This is a genomic window from Pseudomonas sp. FP2196 (genome assembly GCF_030687715.1).
In the GTDB taxonomy this organism is placed as follows: Bacteria; Pseudomonadota; Gammaproteobacteria; order Pseudomonadales; family Pseudomonadaceae; genus Aquipseudomonas.
In genome coordinates, this window is record NZ_CP117445.1 from 881,118 (window position 1) to 902,814 (window position 21,697).

The 21,697-nt window shown below is 57.9% G+C and carries 18 protein-coding genes and 3 tRNA genes; 18 read left to right on the plus strand and 3 right to left on the minus strand.

Features of this window, described 5'->3' with window-relative positions; genetic code table 11:
* Positions 1-11: 11 nt before the first annotated feature.
* The 14 genes from glmM (at position 12) to PSH79_RS03905 (ending at position 12,505) form a co-directional block, all read left to right on the plus strand.
* Positions 12-1,349: a phosphoglucosamine mutase gene (gene glmM / locus PSH79_RS03840; protein ID WP_305441324.1), complete on the plus strand. Its 1,338-nt coding sequence runs from the start codon at positions 12-14 to the stop codon at positions 1,347-1,349.
* A 65-nt stretch (positions 1,350-1,414) separates the two neighbouring features.
* Positions 1,415-2,170: a triose-phosphate isomerase gene (tpiA, locus tag PSH79_RS03845; protein WP_305441325.1), complete on the plus strand. Its 756-nt coding sequence runs from the start codon at positions 1,415-1,417 to the stop codon at positions 2,168-2,170.
* A gap of 4 nt (positions 2,171-2,174) precedes the next feature.
* Positions 2,175-2,561: a preprotein translocase subunit SecG gene (gene secG, locus PSH79_RS03850; RefSeq protein WP_027610782.1), complete on the plus strand. Its 387-nt coding sequence runs from the start codon at positions 2,175-2,177 to the stop codon at positions 2,559-2,561.
* Between the two features lie 22 nt (positions 2,562-2,583).
* Positions 2,584-2,669 (plus strand) — tRNA-Leu (locus tag PSH79_RS03855).
* Between the two features lie 97 nt (positions 2,670-2,766).
* A tRNA-Met gene (locus PSH79_RS03860) sits at positions 2,767-2,843 on the plus strand.
* Between the two features lie 139 nt (positions 2,844-2,982).
* Positions 2,983-3,441 (plus strand): ribosome maturation factor RimP, encoded by a 459-nt coding sequence (gene rimP / locus PSH79_RS03865; protein WP_305441326.1) that lies wholly within the window; start codon positions 2,983-2,985, stop codon positions 3,439-3,441.
* A gap of 47 nt (positions 3,442-3,488) precedes the next feature.
* On the plus strand, positions 3,489-4,970 hold the full coding sequence (gene nusA / locus PSH79_RS03870) for a transcription termination factor NusA (RefSeq protein ID WP_007915252.1): 1,482 nt from the start codon (positions 3,489-3,491) through the stop codon (positions 4,968-4,970).
* Positions 4,971-4,997: 27 nt separating this feature from the next.
* Positions 4,998-7,526 carry a translation initiation factor IF-2 gene (infB, locus tag PSH79_RS03875; RefSeq protein WP_123533987.1) on the plus strand — a complete coding sequence of 843 codons (2,529 nt, stop codon included), beginning with the start codon at positions 4,998-5,000 and terminating at the stop codon, positions 7,524-7,526.
* Between the two features lie 159 nt (positions 7,527-7,685).
* On the plus strand, positions 7,686-8,087 hold the full coding sequence (gene rbfA / locus PSH79_RS03880) for a 30S ribosome-binding factor RbfA (protein ID WP_095191053.1): 402 nt from the start codon (positions 7,686-7,688) through the stop codon (positions 8,085-8,087).
* Positions 8,088-8,091: 4 nt separating this feature from the next.
* Positions 8,092-9,009, plus strand: coding sequence for a tRNA pseudouridine(55) synthase TruB (gene truB, locus PSH79_RS03885; RefSeq protein ID WP_187676721.1), 918 nt, complete (start codon positions 8,092-8,094; stop codon positions 9,007-9,009).
* Between the two features lie 142 nt (positions 9,010-9,151).
* Positions 9,152-9,421 carry a 30S ribosomal protein S15 gene (rpsO, locus tag PSH79_RS03890; RefSeq protein ID WP_003177875.1) on the plus strand — a complete coding sequence of 90 codons (270 nt, stop codon included), beginning with the start codon at positions 9,152-9,154 and terminating at the stop codon, positions 9,419-9,421.
* A 194-nt stretch (positions 9,422-9,615) separates the two neighbouring features.
* Positions 9,616-11,721 carry a polyribonucleotide nucleotidyltransferase gene (pnp, locus tag PSH79_RS03895; RefSeq protein ID WP_305441327.1) on the plus strand — a complete coding sequence of 702 codons (2,106 nt, stop codon included), beginning with the start codon at positions 9,616-9,618 and terminating at the stop codon, positions 11,719-11,721.
* Between the two features lie 179 nt (positions 11,722-11,900).
* Positions 11,901-11,976, plus strand: a tRNA-Thr gene (locus tag PSH79_RS03900).
* Between the two features lie 229 nt (positions 11,977-12,205).
* The gene (locus PSH79_RS03905; protein WP_305441328.1) at positions 12,206-12,505 is read left to right on the plus strand and encodes a DUF6388 family protein; all 300 of its coding nucleotides are present in this window, start codon (positions 12,206-12,208) and stop codon (positions 12,503-12,505) included.
* A 51-nt stretch (positions 12,506-12,556) separates the two neighbouring features.
* Here the strand turns inward: PSH79_RS03905 and nadC are convergent, their stop codons facing one another.
* The gene (gene nadC / locus PSH79_RS03910; protein WP_305441329.1) at positions 12,557-13,405 is read right to left on the minus strand and encodes a carboxylating nicotinate-nucleotide diphosphorylase; all 849 of its coding nucleotides are present in this window, start codon (positions 13,403-13,405) and stop codon (positions 12,557-12,559) included.
* 278 nt (positions 13,406-13,683) lie between these two features.
* Between nadC and PSH79_RS03915 the strand changes: the two genes are divergently transcribed.
* The 4 genes from PSH79_RS03915 (at position 13,684) to PSH79_RS28130 (ending at position 19,578) form a co-directional block, all read left to right on the plus strand.
* Complete coding sequence (locus PSH79_RS03915) at positions 13,684-15,867, plus strand: DUF1631 domain-containing protein (protein WP_305441330.1); 2,184 nt, start codon at positions 13,684-13,686, stop codon at positions 15,865-15,867.
* A 64-nt stretch (positions 15,868-15,931) separates the two neighbouring features.
* Positions 15,932-16,492, plus strand: coding sequence for a 1,6-anhydro-N-acetylmuramyl-L-alanine amidase AmpD (ampD, locus tag PSH79_RS03920; RefSeq protein WP_305441331.1), 561 nt, complete (start codon positions 15,932-15,934; stop codon positions 16,490-16,492).
* Positions 16,489-17,328, plus strand: a complete 840-nt coding sequence (ampE, locus tag PSH79_RS03925) for a regulatory signaling modulator protein AmpE (protein WP_305441332.1) — start codon at positions 16,489-16,491, stop codon at positions 17,326-17,328. The genes ampD and ampE overlap by 4 nt, the downstream gene beginning before the upstream one ends.
* 1,545 nt (positions 17,329-18,873) lie before the next feature.
* On the plus strand, positions 18,874-19,578 hold the full coding sequence (locus tag PSH79_RS28130; RefSeq protein WP_370872649.1) for a methyl-accepting chemotaxis protein: 705 nt from the start codon (positions 18,874-18,876) through the stop codon (positions 19,576-19,578).
* Between the two features lie 56 nt (positions 19,579-19,634).
* Here PSH79_RS28130 and PSH79_RS03935 read toward each other — a convergent pair whose 3' ends face one another.
* Together PSH79_RS03935 and cra are read right to left on the minus strand one after the other, a co-directional pair.
* A complete protein-coding gene (locus tag PSH79_RS03935) occupies positions 19,635-20,411 on the minus strand; it encodes a TatD family hydrolase (RefSeq protein WP_305441335.1) in 777 nt (258 codons plus the stop codon).
* A 3-nt stretch (positions 20,412-20,414) separates the two neighbouring features.
* The gene (cra, locus tag PSH79_RS03940; protein WP_305441337.1) at positions 20,415-21,410 is read right to left on the minus strand and encodes a catabolite repressor/activator; all 996 of its coding nucleotides are present in this window, start codon (positions 21,408-21,410) and stop codon (positions 20,415-20,417) included.
* Positions 21,411-21,697 lie beyond the last annotated feature (287 nt).

Genomic DNA, 21,697 nt, shown 5'->3' on the forward strand with positions numbered 1-21,697 from the left:
ATGGAGCGCTTATGAGCAAGAAATACTTTGGTACTGACGGCATTCGTGGTCGAGTCGGTGAATATCCGATTACTCCTGACTTCATGCTCAAGCTCGGTTGGGCCGCCGGCATGGCGTTCCGCAAGATGGGCGCCTGCAAGGTGCTGGTCGGCAAGGACACGCGAATTTCCGGTTACATGTTCGAGTCGGCACTTGAGGCTGGCCTGACATCGGCGGGTGCTGACGTGATGTTGCTTGGCCCGATGCCGACGCCGGCTATCGCTTATTTGTCGCGCACGTTCCAGGCCGAGGCCGGTATCGTGATCAGCGCTTCGCATAACCCGCACGATGATAACGGCATCAAGTTCTTCTCCGGCAAGGGCACCAAGCTGCCAGATGAGTTGGAGTTGATGATCGAAGAGCTCCTCGACACCCCGATGACTGTGGTCGAGTCGAGCAAGATCGGCAAGGTTTCGCGAATCAACGATGCGTCCGGTCGTTACATTGAATTCTGCAAGAGTAGCGTGCCGACAGGGACTAATTTTTCCGGTCTCAAGATTGTCATCGACTGCGCCCACGGTGCTACCTATAAAGTTGCCCCAAGCGTTTTTCGTGAGCTTGGCGCGGAAGTTGTCGTGTTGTCGGCCCAGCCCAATGGTTTGAACATCAACGACAACTGTGGCTCAACCCATATGGGGCAGTTGCAGGCGGCTGTGCTGGCCGAGCACGCTGATCTGGGCATCGCTTTTGATGGCGATGGCGATCGGGTTCTGATGGTCGATCACACTGGTGCAATCGTTGATGGTGATGACTTGTTGTTTATCATTGCCCGTGATCTGCATGAGCGTGGCAAGTTGCACGGCGGCGTGGTAGGCACGCTGATGAGTAATCTCGGTCTGGAGCTGGCGCTCGCCGATCTTTCGATTCCATTCATTCGTGCCAATGTCGGCGATCGCTATGTGATCGCTGAATTACTTGAACGCAACTGGTTGGTGGGTGGCGAGAACTCGGGGCATATCGTTTGCTTTAACCACACCACCACGGGTGACGCGATTATTGCGGCTCTGCAAGTGTTGATGGCGCTGAAGACGCGTAACGAAGGCCTGGCGCAAACCCGTCAAGCGTTGCGCAAGTGCCCTCAGGTGCTGATTAATGTGCGTTTTGGTGGTGGCGAAAGCCCGCTGGACCATCCGGCTGTCAAGGAAGCCAGTGCGCGTGTAACTCAGGCAATGGCGGGGCGCGGTCGTGTGCTTTTGCGCAAGTCCGGCACAGAGCCTCTGGTGCGCGTAATGGTCGAAGGCGAGGATGAAACTCAGGTTCGCAGTTACGCCGAAGAACTGGCAAAACTGGTAACTGAAGTTTCTGCCTGATTCGGCTTGCAAGCCATGATTGTGTTGGGTAACATCTGCGCCCACTTTGACCGACGAGGTACAGCATGCGTCGCCCTATGGTAGCTGGTAACTGGAAGATGCACGGTACCCGCGCCAGCGTCGCTGAGCTGATCAACGGCCTTCGTCATCTGGCCTTGCCTAGCGGTGTTGATGTCGCGGTATTCCCGCCTTGCTTGTATATCAATCAAGTGATTGATGGCTTGAAAGGTAAGTCGATTTCGGTCGGCGCGCAGAATTCTGCGGTGGAATCCATGCAGGGTGCGTTGACTGGTGAAATTGCGCCGAGTCAGTTGGTGGATGCAGGTTGTTCCCTGGTGCTTGTCGGGCATTCCGAACGCCGTCAGATAATGGGCGAGCGAGACGCAATGCTGAATCGCAAGTTCGCAGCGGCACAGGCATGTGGCTTAATCCCGGTGTTGTGCGTAGGGGAGACCCTTGAGCAGCGTGAAGCCGGTAAAACTCTTGAGGTTGTCGGGCGTCAGCTGGGCAGTATCATCGAGGAGCTGGGTGTAGGTGCCTTTGCCAAGGCGGTCATTGCTTACGAGCCGGTCTGGGCCATTGGTACCGGACTGACTGCAACGCCGCAACAGGCGCAGGATGTGCATAAAGCCATTCGCGAACAGTTGGCGGCAGAAAATTCTGAGGTCGCACGAGGTGTGCGGCTTCTATACGGCGGCAGCGTGAAGGCGGCCAATGCGGTCGAACTGTTCGGCATGCCGGATATCGATGGGGGGCTCATTGGTGGGGCTTCCCTGAATGCAGATGAGTTCGGTGCGATCTGTCGCGCCGCGGGAAACTGAGAAAATGCTGGAAACAGTCGTAGTCGTTTTTCATCTGCTGGGTGCATTGGGCGTAGTTGCTCTGGTTTTGCTGCAGCAGGGTAAAGGTGCGGATGCTGGCGCGTCTTTCGGAGCAGGTGCTTCAAATACTGTGTTCGGAAGCCAAGGTTCCTCTACCTTTCTTAGTAAGTTTACTGCTATACTTGCCGCCGGTTTCTTCATAACCAGCCTGGGGTTAGGTTACTTTGCTAAAGAGAAGGCTCATCAGCTGACTCAAGCAGGATTGCCAGATCCAGCGGTGTTGGAAGTACCTAAGCAACAACAACCGGCTTCTGATGATGTACCGGTGCTTCAAGAGCAAAAGTCGGCTACTCCAGCGACTGACGTACCTCCAGCTCAAGAGCAGAAGTAAGAAGGGTTTCAAAAGTAGTTTTGCCGAGGTGGTGGAATTGGTAGACACGCAACCTTGAGGTGGTTGTGCCCATAGGGTGTAGGGGTTCGAGTCCCCTTCTCGGTACCAATTAGTCAGGAGAGCCCGCTGTTGCGGGCTTTCTTGCAGGTGGAAGGTTACATTGACCCTATAAGGGATCGGTCGTATACTTCCGCCCCAGCTTTGTCGCGGGGTGGAGCAGTCTGGTAGCTCGTCGGGCTCATAACCCGAAGGTCGTCGGTTCAAATCCGGCCCCCGCAACCAGTTTTAGGAGCCCCTTTTAAGGGGCTTTTTGTTAGCTGGACACTTTCAACGCCGCTGTTCGACGGCGTTTCAAGGATGGGCGTTATGCCCATTTTTTTATTTTGCATAGCATGCACATATCATGCACTAGGGGGTTCAGGTGTCGAGCAAGCTAGAAGAGTTGCAGGCCTTGCTGGCCCCGGTGGTCGTGGCCCTAGGCTATGAATGCTGGGGTATCGAGTTTTCGGCTCAAGGTCGTCACTCGATGTTGCGCGTTTATATCGATAAAGAGGGTGGCGTGCTGGTGGACGATTGCGCCATTGTCAGCCGTCAGATCAGCGGTGTTCTGGATGTTGAAGATCCGATCTCTGTTGAATACACCCTCGAAGTTTCCTCGCCTGGCATGGAGCGCCCACTGTTCACTATTGAGCAGTTTGCAAAATTTGCCGGTGAACAAGTGAAGATCAAGCTGCGCTCGCCTTTTGAAGGTCGACGCAACTTTCAGGGCCTTCTGCGCGGTGTAGAAGAGCAGGACGTCGTGGTGCAGGTAGATGACCATGAGTTCCTGTTGCCGATCGATATGATCGACAAGGCCAACATTATTCCCAGTTTTGACTGAGACGCGGATCCCGCGGATCCAATGGCTTGCGAAAGGCGAGGCGTACGATGAGCAAAGAAGTACTGCTGGTTGTTGAGTCGGTATCCAATGAAAAGGGCGTACCGGCAAGCGTAATTTTTGAAGCGCTGGAGCTGGCCCTGGCCACTGCTACCAAAAAGCGTTTTGAAGACGAAGTTGACCTGCGTGTGGAAATTAACCGCCACACCGGTTCTTACGAAACTTTCCGTCGCTGGACGGTCGTCGAAGAGAATGATCTCGACGATCCGGCTATCGAAACCTGGCCAACCAAGGTTGCCGAAACGCATCCTGGTGCCAAGGTTGGCGACGTCGTTGAAGAAAAAATCGAATCCATCGAGTTCGGTCGCATTGCTGCGCAGACTGCCAAGCAGGTCATCGTGCAGAAAGTGCGTGAAGCAGAGCGCGCTCAAGTGGTCGACGCCTATCGCGAGCGCCTGGGAGAAATCATCTCCGGCACCGTGAAGAAAGTGACCCGCGACAACGTGATCGTCGATCTGGGCAACAACGCTGAAGCGTTGCTGGCCCGTGAAGACATCATCTCTCGTGAAACCTTCCGTGTCGGCGTGCGTCTGCGTGCGCTGCTCAAGGAAATCCGCACCGAGAACCGCGGCCCGCAGCTGATCCTGTCGCGTACCGCGCCGGAAATGCTGATCGAGCTGTTCCGCATCGAAGTGCCGGAAATTGCCGAAGGCCTGATCGAAGTAATGGCTGCTTCCCGTGATCCGGGTTCGCGCGCCAAGATCGCCGTTCGCTCGAAGGACAAACGCATTGACCCGCAGGGCGCTTGCATCGGTATGCGCGGTTCGCGCGTCCAGGCAGTGTCGGGTGAGTTGGGCGGTGAGCGTGTTGATATCGTCCTGTGGGACGACAACCCTGCTCAGTTCGTAATCAACGCCATGTCCCCGGCCGAGGTTGCGGCAATTATCGTTGACGAAGATGCCCACGCCATGGACATCGCCGTTGGCGCAGACAATCTGGCTCAGGCCATCGGTCGTGGTGGTCAGAACGTGCGTCTGGCAAGCCAGTTGACTGGCTGGACCCTGAACGTGATGACCGAATCGGACATCCAGGCTAAGCAGCAAGCAGAAACCGGCGACATCCTGCGCAACTTCATCGACGAGCTGGAAGTCGACGAAGATCTCGCACAGGTGCTGGTAGATGAAGGCTTCACCAGCCTGGAAGAGATTGCCTACGTACCGTTGGAAGAAATGCTCAACATCGACGGCTTTGACGAAGACACCGTCAACGAGCTTCGCGCTCGTGCCAAGGATCGTTTGTTGACCAAAGCCATCGCTACTGAGGAAAAGCTGGCAGACGCCCATCCGGCCGAAGACCTGCTCTCGCTTGAGGGTATGGACAAGGATTTGGCGATGGAACTGGCGGTGCGCGGCGTAATTACCCGCGAAGACCTGGCCGAGCAGTCTATTGACGATCTGCTCGACATCGACGGCATTGACGATGATCGTGCCGGCAAGTTGATCATGGCCGCCCGAGCCCACTGGTTCGAGTAATTAGGCGCGGCCTGAGGAGAGAAGTGCATGACGCAAGTCACGGTGAAACAACTGGCCGATGAGGTCAAAACACCGGTAGAGCGCCTGTTGCAGCAGATGCGTGAGGCAGGTCTGCCGCACACCGCCGCCGAAGAAAATGTGACTGACAGTGAGAAGCAATCCCTGCTGACTCACTTGAAGAGCAGCCACAAGGCGAAAGTGGAAGAACCACGCAAGATCACGCTGCAGCGTAAAACCACCAGCACCCTGCGTGTGGCTGGTAGCAAGAGCATCAGCGTTGAAGTTCGCAAAAAGAAAGTTTTCGTACAGCGTAGCCCGGAAGAAATTGAAGCCGAACGCAAGCGTGAACTGGATGAGCGTCGCGCAGTAGAGAATGCTGCCCGTCAGAAGGCTGAAGAAGAAGCCAAGCAGCGCGCCGAAGAAGAAGCGCGCCGCCAGCCTGCTGCTGCGCAAACTGCTACCAACGACGCCGTTTCGGCGCCGGCTGCAGCTGCCGAACCAGTACGCGAAAGCGCACCGGTAGCCGCCGCTCCGGCACCGTCTGCTGACGTTCGTAACAAGCAGAACGAACAGCGCCGTCCGGACAAGCCGCGTGCCGACGATAACAATCGTCGCAGTGGCGGTGGTGATGGCGAGCGTAAAAACGCTCCGCATCGCGCATCGGTCAAAGAAAAAGCGCCAGCACCTCGTGTTGCTCCACGTACTACCGACGAAGAAAGCGATGGCTTCCGTCGTGGTGGTCGCGGCAAGGCCAAGCTGAAGAAGCGCAATGCTCACGGTTTCCAGAGCCCAACCGGCCCTGTCGTGCGTGACGTGCAGATCGGCGAGACCATCACTGTTGGCGATCTCGCCAATCAGATGTCGGTCAAGGCTGCTGAAATCATCAAGTTCATGTTCAAACTGGGTACTCCAGCGACCATCAACCAGGTGCTTGATCAGGAAACTGCTCAACTGGTAGCCGAAGAACTGGGCCACAAAGTGACCCTGGTCAGCGACACTGCTCTGGAAGACTCCCTGGCTGAGTCCCTGAAGTTTGAAGGTGAGTCGTTCTCCCGTGCTCCAGTCGTGACCGTAATGGGCCACGTTGACCACGGTAAGACCTCGCTGCTCGACTATATCCGTCGTGCCAAGGTAGCTGCTGGCGAAGCCGGCGGTATCACCCAGCACATCGGTGCGTACCACGTTGAAACCGAACGCGGCATGGTCACTTTCCTCGACACCCCGGGTCACGCCGCGTTTACCGCAATGCGTGCCCGTGGTGCCAAGGCGACCGACATCGTGATTCTGGTCGTTGCAGCCGATGACGGCGTAATGCCGCAGACCATTGAAGCTGTTCAGCACGCGGTAGCGGCTGGCGTTCCACTGGTGGTTGCAGTGAACAAGATCGACAAGCCGGGCGCTGATCTCGATCGCATCCGTAGCGAACTGTCGGTTCACGGCGTGACGTCGGAAGAGTGGGGCGGTGATACGCCGTTCGTACCGGTTTCGGCGAAAGTCGGTACTGGCGTGGACGAACTGCTCGAAGCTGTTCTGCTGCAAGCCGAAGTTCTCGAACTGAAAGCGACCCCGTCGGCTCCTGGCCGTGGTGTTGTGGTTGAATCGCGTCTCGACAAAGGTCGTGGCCCGGTTGCAACCGTTCTGGTTCAAGACGGTACCCTGCGCCAAGGCGACATGGTTCTGGTCGGTTCGAACTATGGCCGCGTTCGCGCCATGCTCGACGAGAACGGCAAGCCAATCAAGGAAGCCGGTCCTTCCATCCCTGTCGAGATCCTCGGCCTGGACGGTACCCCGGACGCTGGCGACGAGATGAGCGTAGTTGCAGACGAGAAGAAAGCCCGTGAAGTGGCTCTGTTCCGTCAAGGCAAGTTCCGCGAAGTCAAACTGGCTCGCGCTCACGCCGGCAAGCTGGAAAACATCTTCGAAAACATGGGTCAGGCAGAGAAGAAGACGCTCAACATCGTCCTCAAATCCGACGTCCGTGGTTCGCTGGAAGCTTTGCAGGGCGCTCTGAATGGCCTGGGCAACGACGAAGTGCAAGTGCGCGTAGTCGGCGGCGGTGTCGGTGGTATCACCGAATCCGACGCTAACCTGGCACTGGCTTCCAACGCTGTACTGTTTGGCTTCAACGTGCGTGCCGATGCTGGCGCTCGCAAGATTGTCGAGCAGGAAGGTCTGGATATGCGTTACTACAACGTGATCTACGACATCATCGAAGACGTCAAGAAAGCCCTGACCGGTATGCTCGGCAGCGATGTTCGCGAGAACATCCTGGGTATCGCCGAAGTGCGTGACGTGTTCCGTTCGCCGAAGTTTGGCGCGATCGCAGGCTGCATGGTGATCGAAGGTGTTGTGCACCGTAACCGTCCGATCCGTGTACTGCGTGAAGACATCGTTATCTTCGAAGGCGAGCTGGAATCCCTGCGCCGCTTCAAGGATGACGCTTCCGAAGTACGTGCCGGCATGGAATGCGGTATCGGCGTGAAGAGCTACAACGACGTCAAAGTCGGCGACAAGATCGAAGTCTTCGAGAAGGTTCAGGTTGCTCGCAGCCTCTAACTCGCGCACTTCAAGGGCCACGTCGAGTCGCTGCATGCAGATGCGCGCCACGGCGTCAGGACTCTAAACGCAACGCCCGGTCTGGCTTTTGTCAGGCCGGGCGTTTGCCGCTTTCAGACCTTGCGGGTTTCACCGTGGGGCAGTAACAGGTAACAAGTCATGGCAAAAGAATACAGCCGTACCCAACGTATCGGCGATCAGATGCAGCGTGAGCTGGCCCAACTGATCCGTCGTGAAGTCAAAGATCCGCGCGTCGGTCTGGTCACCATTACCGCTGTGGAAGTCAGCCGTGACGTCGGTCACGCAAAGATTTTCATCACCGTAATGGGTCAGGACAATGCTGAAGATATCGCGCAAAGCATCAAGGTCCTGAATGCCGCTGCGGGTTTCCTGCGTATGCAACTGGCCCGCGAAATGAAGCTGCGCAGCGTGCCGCAATTGCACTTCCACTACGACGAATCCGTCGTGCGTGGTGCGCACCTGTCGGCCCTGATCGAGCGCGCCGTGGCTGAAGATAATCAGCACCCGGCAGTTGCTGAACCTGAAGACACCAAGGAGTAATTCGGTGGCTCAGGTCAAACGTATCCGTCGTAACGTCAGCGGTATCATCCTGCTCGACAAGCCGCTGGGGTTCACCTCCAACGCCGCGTTGCAGAAGGTTCGCTGGCTGCTCAACGCCGAGAAGGCCGGGCACACCGGAAGTCTCGATCCACTGGCCAGCGGTGTGTTGCCGTTATGCTTCGGCGAAGCGACCAAATTTTCGCAATACCTGCTCGATTCCGACAAGGCTTATGAAACCCTGGCGCAACTGGGCAAGACCACCACCACGGCGGATGCCGAAGGTGAGGTTTTGCAGGAGCGCCCGGTGACCGTTGGTCGCGCCGATGTCGAGGCTGTCTTGCCGAAATTTCGCGGGCAAATCAGTCAGATACCGCCGATGTACTCGGCACTCAAGCGTGATGGCCAGCCGCTGTACAAGCTGGCTCGTGCAGGCGAAGTAGTGGAGCGCGAACCGCGTTCTGTTACTATTGCGCGCTTGGAATTACTGGCCTTCGAAGGCGATACTGCGCGCCTTGCGGTGGATTGCAGCAAGGGCACCTATATTCGCACTCTGGTGGAGGATATCGGTGAGCAACTCGGTTGTGGTGCGTACGTCGCAGAATTGCGCCGTACCCAGGCCGGGCCTTTCACCCTGGCGCAGACCGTGACCCTCGAAGAGCTCGAAGCGGTACATGCCGAAGGCGGCAATGAAGCGGTCGACCGTTTCCTGATGCCATCGGACAGCGGCCTGCAGGATTGGCCGTTGTTGCACTTCTCGGAAGCGAGCGCGTTCTACTGGCTCAATGGCCAGCCGGTACGTGCCCCGGATGCTCCGAAGTTCGGCATGGTGCGGGTGCAGGATCACAATGGTCGCTTCATCGGTATCGGTGAAGTGAGCGAAGACGGGCGCATCGCGCCACGTCGACTGATTCGGTCGGAATGACCGGAACCGGCCTGTGTAACAGCAGGTCGGCGAGTGTGGCTGTTAACAGGCACGGTCACGACTCATTTATAGATACAGGGATTTGTCCCTGGCCTGTTGAAGCTGTTTCCCTGAAACAGTTTCCTGATAAAAGGATTGCCTCATGGCTCTCGACGTTCAAGAAAAAGCTCAAATCGTTGCTGACTACCAGCAAGCTGTTGGTGACACTGGTTCGCCAGAAGTGCAAGTTGCACTGCTGACCCACAACATCAACAAACTGCAAGGTCACTTCAAGGCCAACGGTAAAGATCACCACTCCCGTCGTGGTCTGATCCGCATGGTAAACCAGCGCCGTAAGCTGCTGGACTACCTGAAAGGCAAGGATCTGGGTCGTTATCAGACTCTGATCGGTCGCCTGGGTCTGCGTCGCTAATCAGCGATTGCGCTATGAGGTTGGTTGTCTGTCAGGCGTCAGCGGTTTACCGCTGGCGCCTTGCAGGCTCCCAGCCTCAAGTTTTATCTGGACACACGTTTTACCCTGGACAGGCGTTGGGCCGATTCCCGACATTGCCCAAGAATTTCGCAAGAAACCAGTTCCCCCAAGAGCCACAAAGAAGGTAGGACACCGTGAACCCGGTAATCAAAAAATTCCAGTTCGGTCAGTCGACCGTTACCCTCGAGACTGGCCGTATCGCCCGTCAGGCCTCCGGCGCAGTATTGGTCACCGTTGACGACGACGTCAGCGTATTGGTGACCGTTGTTGGTGCCAAGCAAGCCGATCCGGGCAAGGGCTTCTTCCCTCTGTCCGTTCACTACCAGGAAAAGACTTACGCTGCCGGTAAGATCCCTGGCGGTTTCTTCAAGCGTGAAGGCCGTCCTTCCGAGAAAGAAACCCTGACTTCCCGACTGATCGACCGTCCGATCCGTCCGCTGTTCCCAGAAGGTTTCATGAACGAAGTGCAGGTTGTCTGCACCGTCGTTTCCACCAGCAAGAAGACCGATCCGGACATCGCTGCGATGATCGGTACCTCGGCTGCCCTGGCTATCTCGGGCATCCCGTTCGACGGCCCGATCGGCGCCGCGCGTGTAGCTTTCCACGAAAGCACCGGCTACCTGCTGAACCCGACTTACGAGCAGCAAGCTGCTTCGAGCCTGGACATGGTTGTTGCCGGTACTTCGGACGCCGTGTTGATGGTTGAATCGGAAGCCAAAGAGCTGACCGAAGACCAGATGCTGGGCGCGGTACTGTTTGCTCACGACGAGTTCCAGGTGGTGATCAACGCCGTTAAAGAACTGGCTGCCGAAGCCGCCAAGCCAACCTGGAACTGGGCTCCACAGCCAGAAGCCACCGAACTGCTGGGCGCTATCCGTGCCGAGTTCGGCGAGGCGATCTCCCAGGCTTACACCATCACCATCAAGGCCGATCGTTACGCTCGCCTGGGTGAGCTGAAGGATCAGGTGGTTGCCAAGCTGTCCGGTGAAGAAGGCCAGCCTTCGTCCAGCGAAGTCAAAGCGGCATTCGGCGAAATCGAATACCGCACCGTTCGCGAAAACATCGTAAACGGCAAGCCACGTATCGACGGCCGCGACACCCGCACCGTACGTCCGCTGAACATCGAAGTCGGCGTTCTGCCAAAGACCCACGGTTCGGCGCTGTTCACCCGTGGTGAAACCCAGGCTCTGGTAGTCGCGACTCTGGGCACCGCCCGTGACGCACAACTGCTGGACACCCTGGAAGGCGAGAAAAAAGACCCGTTCATGCTGCACTACAACTTCCCTCCGTTCTCGGTGGGCGAGTGTGGTCGCATGGGTGGTGCTGGTCGTCGTGAAATCGGTCACGGCCGCCTGGCCCGTCGTTCGGTTTCGGCCATGCTGCCTGCCGCTGACGTGTTCCCGTACACCATCCGCGTGGTTTCGGAAATTACCGAATCCAACGGTTCGAGCTCGATGGCTTCCGTTTGCGGCGCTTCCCTGGCTCTGATGGACGCTGGCGTACCGATGAAGGCACCGGTTGCCGGTATCGCGATGGGTCTGGTTAAGGAAGGCGAGAAATTCGCAGTCCTGACCGACATCCTGGGTGACGAAGACCACCTGGGCGACATGGACTTCAAAGTGGCCGGTACCGCCAAAGGCGTTACCGCACTGCAGATGGACATCAAGATCAAGGGCATCACCGAAGAGATCATGGAAATCGCTCTGGGCCAAGCCCTGGAAGCGCGCCTGAACATCCTCGGTCAGATGAACCAGATCATCGGCCAGTCGCGTACCGAACTGTCGGCCAACGCTCCGACCATGATCGCGATGAAGATCGACACCGACAAGATCCGTGACGTTATCGGTAAAGGTGGCGCGACCATCCGTGCGATCTGCGAAGAAACCAAGGCTTCGATCGACATCGAAGACGACGGTTCGATCAAGATCTTCGGCGAAACCAAGGAAGCTGCAGAAGCTGCTCGTCAGCGCGTTCTGGGTATCACCGCTGAGGCCGAGATCGGCAAGATCTACGTCGGCAAGGTTGAGCGCATCGTCGACTTCGGCGCATTCGTCAACATCCTGCCGGGCAAGGACGGTCTGGTTCACATCTCGATGCTGAGCGACGCTCGTGTTGAGAAAGTGACCGACATCCTGAAAGAAGGCCAGGAAGTGGAAGTGCTGGTACTGGACGTGGACAACCGCGGCCGTATCAAGCTGTCCATCAAAGACGTGGCAGCGGCGAAGGCTTCGGGCGTTTAATTACCCGCACGCTTTAGCGCAATAAAAATGCCCCGCCGTGAAAACGGCGGGGTATTTTTTTGTCTGCCATAAAAGCAAAAGATCGCAGCCTGCGGCAGCTCCTACATGAGATCGGTGTAGGAGCTGACGCAGGCTGCGATCTTTGCTTTTGTGAAAACCGGTGCTAGGTTTAGCCCACCGCCCGTGTAGCTCAGCCGGTAGAGCAGCGCACTCGTAACGCGAAGGTCGCAGGTTCGATTCCTGTCTCGGGCACCACCTCCGCAATTTCACCCTCCGATTCATGTTCCGCAGGTCAGCTTTTTGTGCAAGAGATGTAAAGAGCCGTGTAATTCGTCATGCAAACGTCCTATATTCGGTGCCTGCATGAGCATCGCTTAGCAGTTTTCAGATGATCCCGAATGGTTCCGAAGGCCGGGCTAACCGCGTCAGAGAGATCCTTGATGATCCAGATCCATCTTCCATTCCTAAGATCAACGAGAACGCCATGACCGAATTAACTCAAGAGCAACGCCACGAAAAAGCGCTGGAAAAATACATTCTGGACGTACCGGACCTGAAGGAAGAGATCAAGGACCTGAGTCCTGACGATCAGAAAGATCAGATCCAGTGGGCCTTCGAAGATGAAGCTGAGGCCCAAGGCTTGCAGCCGTGGGAACTGACGCTCAAGTACACGAGCACGCCTGAAGAATTCGAGGCGCAACGTCTCGTATTGCACAAAGAGGCCGCCGAAGTACTGGGCGTAGAGTGGCAGGAGTACTGCGAGATGAACAATCTGGTGGTCTGAAACAAAAACGCCAGCCTCAACCGGGCTGGCGTTTTTTATTGCGCGCAGTCTTCAGAGGCTGAGGCGCATCGACAGATCCACCGCCTTCACATCCTTGGTCATCGCACCAATCGAGATGTAATCCACACCGGTTTCGGCGATGGGCAGCAGTGTGCTTTCGTTGATGCCGCCGCTGGCTTCCAGTTTGGCCTTACCGCCGTTCAGGCGTACGGCTTCGCGCATGTCGTCCAGACTTAACTCATCAAGCATGATGATGTCGGCGCCGGCCGCCAGAGCTTCTTTCAGTTCATCCAGACTTTCCACTTCGATTTCCACCGGTTTGCCCGGCGCGATCTTGTGCGCGGCTTCAATGGCTTGCGCAATGCCACCGCTGGCAGCGATGTGGTTTTCCTTGATCAGAAAGGCGTCGTACAGGCCGATGCGATGGTTGTGGCAGCCACCGCAGGTCACGGCGTATTTCTGCGCCAGACGCAGGCCTGGCAGGGTCTTGCGGGTGTCGAGCAGCTTGACCCGGGTTTCGGCGACGAAGTCCGCCAGATACTGCGCGCGGGTTGCCACGCCCGAGAGTAATTGCAGGAAGTTCAGGGCGCTGCGTTCACCGGTCAACAGCGAACGGGCCGGGCCTTCCAGGTGAAACAGTGGCTGATTGGGTTTGACCCGTTCGCCATCGATCACTTGCCAATGCACCGCCACACGTGGATCGAGCTGGCGAAACACTGTATCTACCCAGGCAGTGCCGCAGATGACGGCGTCGTCGCGCGTGATGATGGTGGCTTTGGCCAGACGTTCGGCCGGGATCAGTTGCGCGGTGATATCGCCGCTGCCGATGTCTTCGAGCAACGCACGGCGCACGTTGGCTTCGATTTCGGCGGTCAAATCGGCGAGACGTAGATTCGGCATAACGGGCTCCACAAACAAAGTGATTCGATTATAGGGGCATGGCAGGAGCCAACCCAAGGCGATAACTCGCGTGCTTGACTGCATCTGGTCGATTTTCTTTGAGCAAACCGTGTTTTTACGTGGTCAGTGGAAGGTGTTCAGGCATAGGGGAAACCCTGACGCCTATGGCGCCGGGGATAACTTTTGCAAGATAATTCGCCTTGCGTTTGACGTCATAGCCTTGACGCTTCCATCGATGTTGCTGACCAACGAAAGAATCACCGTTTCAGGAGGCTTGGATGCACAAAGACGGGAAAGTAGTGCCTTTGCACAAGGTCGCTACCGATCAGGCGAATCATTCGCCGCTCGCCCGCCTGCCTGTGATTCTGCTTCAGGTTCGCGACAAGGCTGCTCAGCAACTGCGCCACGGTCTGCAGGAGCTGTTCGACAACGCCGACGACACCCTGTTCGAAATGGCCGACCGGGCGCGCAACGACGTCGAACAGAACATTTTCTTTGAAGCCATGCGCGATCTGCGCCTCAAGCGTAAAAACATCGAGCGCGGCTTTCTTGAGCTGTTCTTCGAGTCTTTTGTCGGCCTCACTCAAAACGATTCTGCACACAACGCGCTTCCGGGCACTTTGCTATACGAACAATCCGCGCCGCGCACCGATGACATGGAGCGCAATGTGGCCGTAGAGACCATGGTCGGCCGCGTGCTCAAGCGTGATGGCTTCGCGCTCGATCAACTGACCGCGCGTCTCAGTGCATTACTCGGCACTACCCTCGACGACCAGCACAACCCGCTTGGTCCGTCGCTGCTCTGCGAATATTTCCTTCAGGCCGGGCGCAACCTGGGTGTGGAGATCAAGGTCAAGCTGATCCTGCTCAAACTGTTCGAACGCTATGTATTGGCGGACACCGAACAGCTGTATGCCGAAGCCAATCAGTTGCTCAGCGCCACCGGCGTGTTGCCCGAATTGAAACCGGTCCCCGCGCGCCGCGCTATCGATCGCGCAGTGGCCGACGTGAACAGCGAAGAAAGTAACGATCCGCCGCCAGCAGACGAAGGTGTGCAGGAAGTCTTTGCCGCGTTGCAGGAGTTGCTGTTGCACGTGCGCGGCAGCGTTGCGCCGATTCTGGAGCCGAGCGCTGCGGCTCAACCAATCTCCACCCGCGACCTGCTGCGCCTGCTCTCGCACTTGCAACAATATGTGCCGGCGCTGGCTTCACAGGACGACTTCGATCTGCGTAACCAACTCGAACAGTTGCTTACGCGGGTCAGCGTCAAAAGTGGCAAATCGCGGATCGTCGGCGGCGCTGATGAAGACGTGATCAACCTGATTGCCATGGTGTTCGACTGCATCCTTGAAGATCGCAATGTCCCCGACTCGCTGAAGGCGCTGATAGCCCGTTTGCAGATCCCGATGCTCAAGGTGGCGGTGCTCGACAAGAGTTTCTTCAGTCGCAGCAGCCATCCGGCGCGTCGCTTGCTCAATGAAATTGCCGAAGCGGCGATGGGGTGGGGTGATTGCGACGGTGAGGCGCGTGACAGCTTGTACCTGCGTATCGAGCAGGTGGTGCAGCGCTTGCTCACAGACTTTTTTGATGATCCGGCGATTTTTTCCGAATTGCTCGCCGACTTCCTCGCCTTCACCAGTGATGAACGCCGTCGCAGCGAGTTGCTCGAACAGCGTCTGCGGGATGCCGAAGAAGGTCGGGCGAAAACCGAGCTGGCCCGTCGACGGGTCGAGCAGGCTTTGAATCAGGCACTGCTGGGCAAACTCCTGCCACCGTCGGTGGTGACATTCGTCCAGAACGCCTGGAGCAAAGTGCTGCTGCTGACCGGCCTCAAGCATGGCGAGCAGTCTGCCGAGTGGCAGGCTGATGTGCAGACACTGGAACAACTGATCTGGAGTGTGCAGCGTCATGACGATACCGAGTCCGGCATGCGTTTGTTGGCGCTGGTACCGGGGTTGCTGAAATCGCTGCGTGATGGTTTGAGCAGATCGGCATTCGATCCGTTTGCCACCAGCGAATTCTTCAGCGAGCTGGAAGCGCTTCACGTACGGGTGCTTGAACCTTCAACTGTGGCCGATGAAGCGGAGCCGGCGCTGATCGAGGTGTCGCAGCAGATCCAGTTGCAAACCTCAGATGAAGGCGTGATGGCGCTGGCATCGGCGCGCTCGTCCCGCGACAACGCAGGCCTGCAACAGGTTGATCAACTGCGTGTGGGCAGTTGGGTCGTGTTTCAGGAAGAAGATGAACACACTCTGCGCTGCAAACTCGCGGCGATCATCGACGTCACCGACAAATACGTCTTTGTCGACCGCACCGGGATGAAAGTGCTGGAGCGCAGCCGCATCGGACTGGCCCTTGAATTCCAGCGCGGTGCGGTGCGTGCGCTCGATGACACGCTGCTGTTCGACCGCGCGCTGGAGTCGGTGCTCGGCAATCTGCGACGACTCAATCGCGCCAAGTGATCGCGCGCCGGGGGCCGATCACGGCATACTGGGCGCCAACACAGTCGGCGTTGAAGGAATCGGTATGCAGTTGGATCCCGCTAGCGGGTGGTGTCACGGGGTGCAGGCCTGCCCATCGCCCAACTTCAATGAACGCCCTGCGGGCGAAATTTCTCTGTTGGTGATCCACAACATCAGCCTGCCACCGGCGCAGTTCGCCACCGGCAAAGTGCAGGAATTTTTCCAGAATCGTCTGGATGTCACCGAACATCCCTACTTTGCAGGGATTGCCGACCTACGGGTCTCAGCGCATTTTCTGATCGAACGTGACGGCAAGGTCACCCAGTTTGTCTCCTGTCTTGAGCGGGCGTGGCATGCGGGCGTGTCGATGTTCGAGGGGCGCGAAACCTGTAACGATTTTTCCGTGGGCATCGAACTTGAAGGCACTGATGATCTGCCGTTCACCGACGCGCAGTATCAGGCGCTGACCGTGCTGACCCGCCAGTTGCAAAGCGCATTTCCGGCCATCACCGGCGCACGCATTTGCGGACACAGCGACATTGCACCCGGGCGCAAGACCGATCCTGGCCCGGCATTCGACTGGGCGCGTTACCGCGCTGCCCTGGCACAAGAGGAAGAACAATGAGTTTTCTGGTGTTACTGCTGGCGGTCTGGATCGAGAAATTCTCGGCCCTGCGCCATCGGGTTCAACGCGATGGCGGATGGATCCGCGAACTGAATAAACTCGAAAGCAGCGAGCGTCTGGCCAAACAGCCATGGCTGGTGCTGACGATTCTGGTGTTGCTGCCGGTGGCATTGCTGGGGCTGTTGCTGGTAGTGCTGGAACCCGTGGCGTACGGCCTGCTGGCCCTGCCGGTGCATTTGCTGGTGGTGATTTACAGCCTGGGGCGTGGTGACTTGCTCGGCGGGCTCGGGCCGTTCCGCGATGCCTGGCGGCGTGAGGATCTGCAAGCGGCGGCACATGTGGCCAAGCGCGATCTGGATATCTGTGCCGACAGCGGCGAGCAATTGCTCGACCGGGTGCAGGGGCATCTGTTGTGGCAGGCCTATCAGAGCTTCTTCGCGGTGATCTTCTGGTATTTCTTGCTCGGCCCGGTGGCGGCGCTGGCCTATCGCTTGTTGGCGCTGGCCGAAGAGCACGGTCAGAACCCGGCGCTGGTCGAGCGGGCTGCGCAGTTGCGCCATGCTTTTGATTGGGTGCCGGTGCGCCTGCTGGCGGCGAGTTTTGCTCTGGTCGGCAACTTCGTCGCGGTCAGCCGGGTGATGCTGCATGAGTTGCTGAACTGGCACATCAGTGCTGCACAACTTATCAACAAGGTCGGATTGGCAGCGGGGGAGATCCCTGCTCCTGCTGTTGGGCCTGAAGGCATCAACACCCTCGATTGCCTGTGGGAATTGCTGCTGCGCGCGGCGGTGCTGTGGTATGCCGGGTTCGCCTTGTGGACAGTACTGATTCACTGATCACTGTCTGAAGATCAAAAGATCGCAGCCTGCGGCAGCTCCTACACAGGGATTGTGTGTTTCCTGGAGGAGCTGCCGCAGGCTGCGATCTTTTTCGTTAACCTTAAGTTACAAAACCTCCCTCCGATTTGAGCTATACAGAGATTGCGCCCGATGGTGGCTATCTGCTGTCTCTGCGCGCCTGCCAATAAAAACAAGAAAAACCAAGGGAGACTTCCAGTGAAGAGCTTGCTCTATCCCGCCGTCTCGCTGATGAACCGTCTGAGCTTCGGCATGAAGTTCAGCCTGATCAGCGTGCTGTTCCTGGTGCCGATGCTGGTGACCAATTTCTATCTGGTACGCGATTCCTATCGCGAATTTCAGGGCACCCGCGTCGAGCTGCAAAGCCTCGACCTGCTGGGCAGCAGCCTGAGCCTGCGCCGGGATCTGGAGACGCTCAACAATCTGGTGCAAATCAACGTGACCCTCGGCCAGTCCGGCAAGGCTGGCAATGTCGAAGCGCAGATCACCACCCTTGAACAAACCGTTTTGGCGCGTCTGCAAGGGCTGACGGCAATGACCGACGATCCCGAGCAGATCAAGGTGTTCGACGGCAAACGCGATGAAATGATTGCCGCGTTCAAAGCCCAGCAAGCGGAAAACTCCCTGCAAAGCAAAAGTGCCTTGATCGGCAAATTGCTGGCCAGTGCGCAGATTTTCAGCCAGATCATCACCGGTCAGGCTGGCCTGAGTCGCGACAATCAGGGCGACATCCGCCAGCTCAGCGAACTCGTTACCTTGATAACACCGACCGTTACCCAGACCCTCGGCGAAGGCCGGGCGATGGGTTCGTATTCGCTGGGGCAAGGTTTTCTCAACAGTTCGTCGAGCACCCGTTTTGATGAACTGCTGGTGCAGATCGAAAAGCTTCAAGCTGAATATGGCCTGAAGCTTCAAGACGCCCTCGGCTCCAGCAAAGCTGCGCACGAAACACTCAGCGCTCAGGCCGAGACGAGTAAAGCATCGCTTAAACAGGCCAGCGAATTGTTCGAAGAGCAAGTGGTGATGGCCGACACCCTCGACGCACCGTGGCAGGTGTTTTATGACCAGATCACCGGGCTGATCGACAAGACCTACCAGCTCGACGAAGCCTCCCTGAAATTCCTCGACACGCAATTGCAGCAGCGTCTGGCGCAAAACCGCACGCACATGGTCTTGCAAGCTGCCGCGTTGTCGGTGGTGTTTGTGCTGATTTTCTATCTCTACGGCGGTTTCTACGCCTCGACCCGCACCACACTCAAACGCCTTGGCGCGATGATGGACAAGGTTGCGGCCGGCGACATGACCGTTAACTTCAAGGCCAGCAGCCGCGATGAGCTGGGTGAATTGGGCGAAGTGTTCAATGGCACGGTGCGCAAGATTCACGACCTGATCGAGCGGGTAGGGCTCACCGTCGGCGAAGTCGAGCGTCAGGCCGGGCAGGTTGAAAACGTCTCGGCCCAAAGTAATCAGGCCGTTGCCGGGCAGCGCACGCAGATAGAACAAGTGGCGACGGCGATGAACCAGATGTCGGCGACCTCACAGGAAGTGGCGCGCAGTGCCGCAGCAGCGGTGAGCAGCGCCCATAGCGTGAATGACGAGACCGTCAATGGTCGTGGTCTGGTGGAGTCGCAGCAGGGCAGCATTGCCGCGCTGGCCAGCGAGATCGATCAGTCGGTGCGGGTGATCAATCAACTGGCCAGCGACAGTCAATCAATCAGCCGTGTACTGGAAGTGATCAAGAGCATCGCCGAACAGACCAACCTGCTGGCGCTCAACGCCGCGATCGAAGCAGCCCGTGCCGGTGAGCAGGGGCGCGGTTTTGCCGTGGTCGCGGATGAAGTGCGTACGTTGGCTAAACGTACCCAGCAATCGACCGAAGAGATTGAGCAGATGATCGCCAAACTCCACGGCGGTGTCGGCGCGGCGGTGAAGGCCATGGGGGTCAGCCATCAGATGGCCAGCGGCACGGTCGGGCAGTCGGAGAAGGTTCAGCAGGCGTTGGAAAACATCCTCGGCGCCGTAGGAATGATCGTCGATCAGAACCAGCAGATTGCCGCTGCGGTGGAGCAGCAGACCGCGGTAGCCCATGACATCGATCAGAATATCGTCGAGATCAACCGCGCCGGAGAACGCACGGCGCAAGGTGCGCATCAGACTGAAGATGCCAGCCGGGCGTTGTCGGCGCAGGTGGTGGAGCTCAAACAGCTGATCAGCGCGTTTCGCGTCTAGACCATACACACAACCCCTGTAGGAGTGAGCCGGCTCACTCCTACAGGGGATAGGGGTTACCAGCCGAACACTTCGCAGCTGTTGGCGGTGCTGGCGTCGGCCAGTTGTTGCGAGCTGATGTTCATCAGTTCGGCGAGGGCGTTACAGATGGCCGGCAAGTGCGCCGGAGTATTGCGCACGCCGGGGAACATCGCGGGCGCCATGTCCGGTGAATCGGTTTCCAGCACAATGGAATCCAGCGGCAAATCCGCCAGCACCCGATGCATGCGCAGCGCCTGCGGCCAGGTCGGTGCGCCGCCCAGACCGAGTTTGAAGCCGAGTTTGATGTATTCCCGCGCCTCTTCGCGACTGCCGGCAAAGGCATGGATGATGCCGGCTCGCTTCAATCGAAAACGCTTGAGCGTGGCGATTACCGCCGCGTGACTGCGGCGCACATGGATCAGCGCCGGTAATTCAAAGTCCGCCGCCAGTTGCAGTTGTGCTTCGAATAACGCCTGTTGCCGCTCGCGGTCGAGGGTTTCGATGAAGTAGTCCAGACCGATCTCACCCACCGCACACAACTGCCGATGACCGCGCAATCTCGTCAGCCAGTCACCGAGCGCCTGGACATCTTCGGGGCGATGCTGATCGAGATACACCGGGTGCATACCGAACGCCGCGTACAGCTCGGCATCGCTCTGCACCAGATCCCAGACCCGCTGCCAATTACCTTCACAGACGCCCAGCACCACCATCCGCCGCACACCGAGTGCGCGGCTTTCCATCAGCAACGCCGAGCGGTCGGCGTCGAAGTCGGGGAAGTCCAGGTGGGTGTGGCTGTCGATCAGCTCCACGGTTCAGTCCCGGTGAATACGCTGCTTGAAGGTACGCGCGATGGCTTGCACACCTGGCTGATAATCCGACTGTTCGACAGCAGCCAGTGCCAGTTCCAGCGCCTTGTCGGCGATCAACTGGTGCTGCTGGGCCATGGCGTTGACCGGCAATGGCAGGAAGTCCAGCAACTGCGTGTCGCCGAATGTGCCGAGACGCAACGGCCGGGATTTGAGCGGGTAGTCCTGCAGTGCGTCGAACACGCCCTGTAGCAGAACGTAGGAAGTGGTTACCAGCGCGTCCGGCAAATGGCCGAGGCGTTGCAGGAGTTCTTCCATCAATTGCTTGCCGCATTCGCGACTGAAAGATTCGGCGTGCTCGACCAGCACTTCGCCTTTGAAGTCGGCGAGGGCCTGTTTGAACCCGGCGGCCCGCTCCTGGCTGATGCTCAGTTCCGGACGGGCGCCAAGCAGGACGATCTGCTTCAACTGAGGATCGAGCAGGCTCTGGGTCAAATGCAGGCTGGCCTCGCGGTCGTCGCTGATCACCGAGCAGAAATGCTCGGGTTCCATGACCCGGTCGATGGCGATGATCGGCAGACCTTTGGCCTGCAACTGGCGGTAGCTGTCATCCCCGGCCGGCAGGCAACTGGCGACGATCAGCGCATCGCAACGGCGAGCCTTGAACAGTTGCAGCAACTGGCGCTCGCTGTCCGGCGCATCGTCGGAGCTGGCGATCAACAGTTGATAACCACGCGCCCGGGCACCTTGTTCGAGCAGTTTGGCGATCCGTGCGTAACTGGGGTTTTCCAGATCCGGCAGGATAAAGCCCAGCGTGCGGGTGTGCCGACTGCGTAACCCGGCCGCTTGGGGGTTGGGCGTGAAGCCGTGCTGCTCGACCACCGCGCGCACCCGTTCGACGGTGGCGGTGCTGATTCGTTGCTGTTCGGCCTTGCCGTTGATGACGTAGCTGGCGGTGGTCACGGACACTCCGGCCAACCGCGCGATATCACTGAGTTTCAACCCGGGATTTCCTTGTTATTTCGAGCATGCGCCGAGATTTTCGCCAATCCTACCCGATTCGGGCAGACGACCATTGTCGCAACGCATCCGACAAGTTGGACTTCAAGGATGCGACATTATCGAGTAACGTGCCGATCAATCTAGATTAAACGTTTCAGCAAGCGTATTTTCTACGTTTTAGACGCTTTTGGCCGGTTCTGCCGTGAAACCGCCAAAACTGCCCCTGAAAAGGAAGCTGACAAGCGCCTAAGCTGCAACCATCCAAAACAATACCTGGCACCTTCATG

What these genes read in the sequence shown, in the direction of transcription:
- glmM (WP_305441324.1), top strand. Translation starts at nt 12, where the DNA reads ATGAGCAAGAAATACTTTGGTACTGACGGCATTCGTGGTCGAGTCGGT.
- tpiA (WP_305441325.1), top strand. Translation starts at nt 1,415, where the DNA reads ATGCGTCGCCCTATGGTAGCTGGTAACTGGAAGATGCACGGTACCCGC.
- secG (WP_027610782.1), top strand. Translation starts at nt 2,175, where the DNA reads ATGCTGGAAACAGTCGTAGTCGTTTTTCATCTGCTGGGTGCATTGGGC.
- nusA (WP_007915252.1), top strand. Translation starts at nt 3,489, where the DNA reads ATGAGCAAAGAAGTACTGCTGGTTGTTGAGTCGGTATCCAATGAAAAG.
- infB (WP_123533987.1), top strand. Translation starts at nt 4,998, where the DNA reads ATGACGCAAGTCACGGTGAAACAACTGGCCGATGAGGTCAAAACACCG.
- rbfA (WP_095191053.1), top strand. Translation starts at nt 7,686, where the DNA reads ATGGCAAAAGAATACAGCCGTACCCAACGTATCGGCGATCAGATGCAG.
- rpsO (WP_003177875.1), top strand. Translation starts at nt 9,152, where the DNA reads ATGGCTCTCGACGTTCAAGAAAAAGCTCAAATCGTTGCTGACTACCAG.
- PSH79_RS03905 (WP_305441328.1), top strand. Translation starts at nt 12,206, where the DNA reads ATGACCGAATTAACTCAAGAGCAACGCCACGAAAAAGCGCTGGAAAAA.
- nadC (WP_305441329.1), bottom strand. Translation starts at nt 13,405, where the DNA reads ATGCCGAATCTACGTCTCGCCGATTTGACCGCCGAAATCGAAGCCAAC.
- PSH79_RS03915 (WP_305441330.1), top strand. Translation starts at nt 13,684, where the DNA reads ATGCACAAAGACGGGAAAGTAGTGCCTTTGCACAAGGTCGCTACCGAT.
- ampD (WP_305441331.1), top strand. Translation starts at nt 15,932, where the DNA reads ATGCAGTTGGATCCCGCTAGCGGGTGGTGTCACGGGGTGCAGGCCTGC.
- ampE (WP_305441332.1), top strand. Translation starts at nt 16,489, where the DNA reads ATGAGTTTTCTGGTGTTACTGCTGGCGGTCTGGATCGAGAAATTCTCG.
- PSH79_RS28130 (WP_370872649.1), top strand. Translation starts at nt 18,874, where the DNA reads ATGTCGGCGACCTCACAGGAAGTGGCGCGCAGTGCCGCAGCAGCGGTG.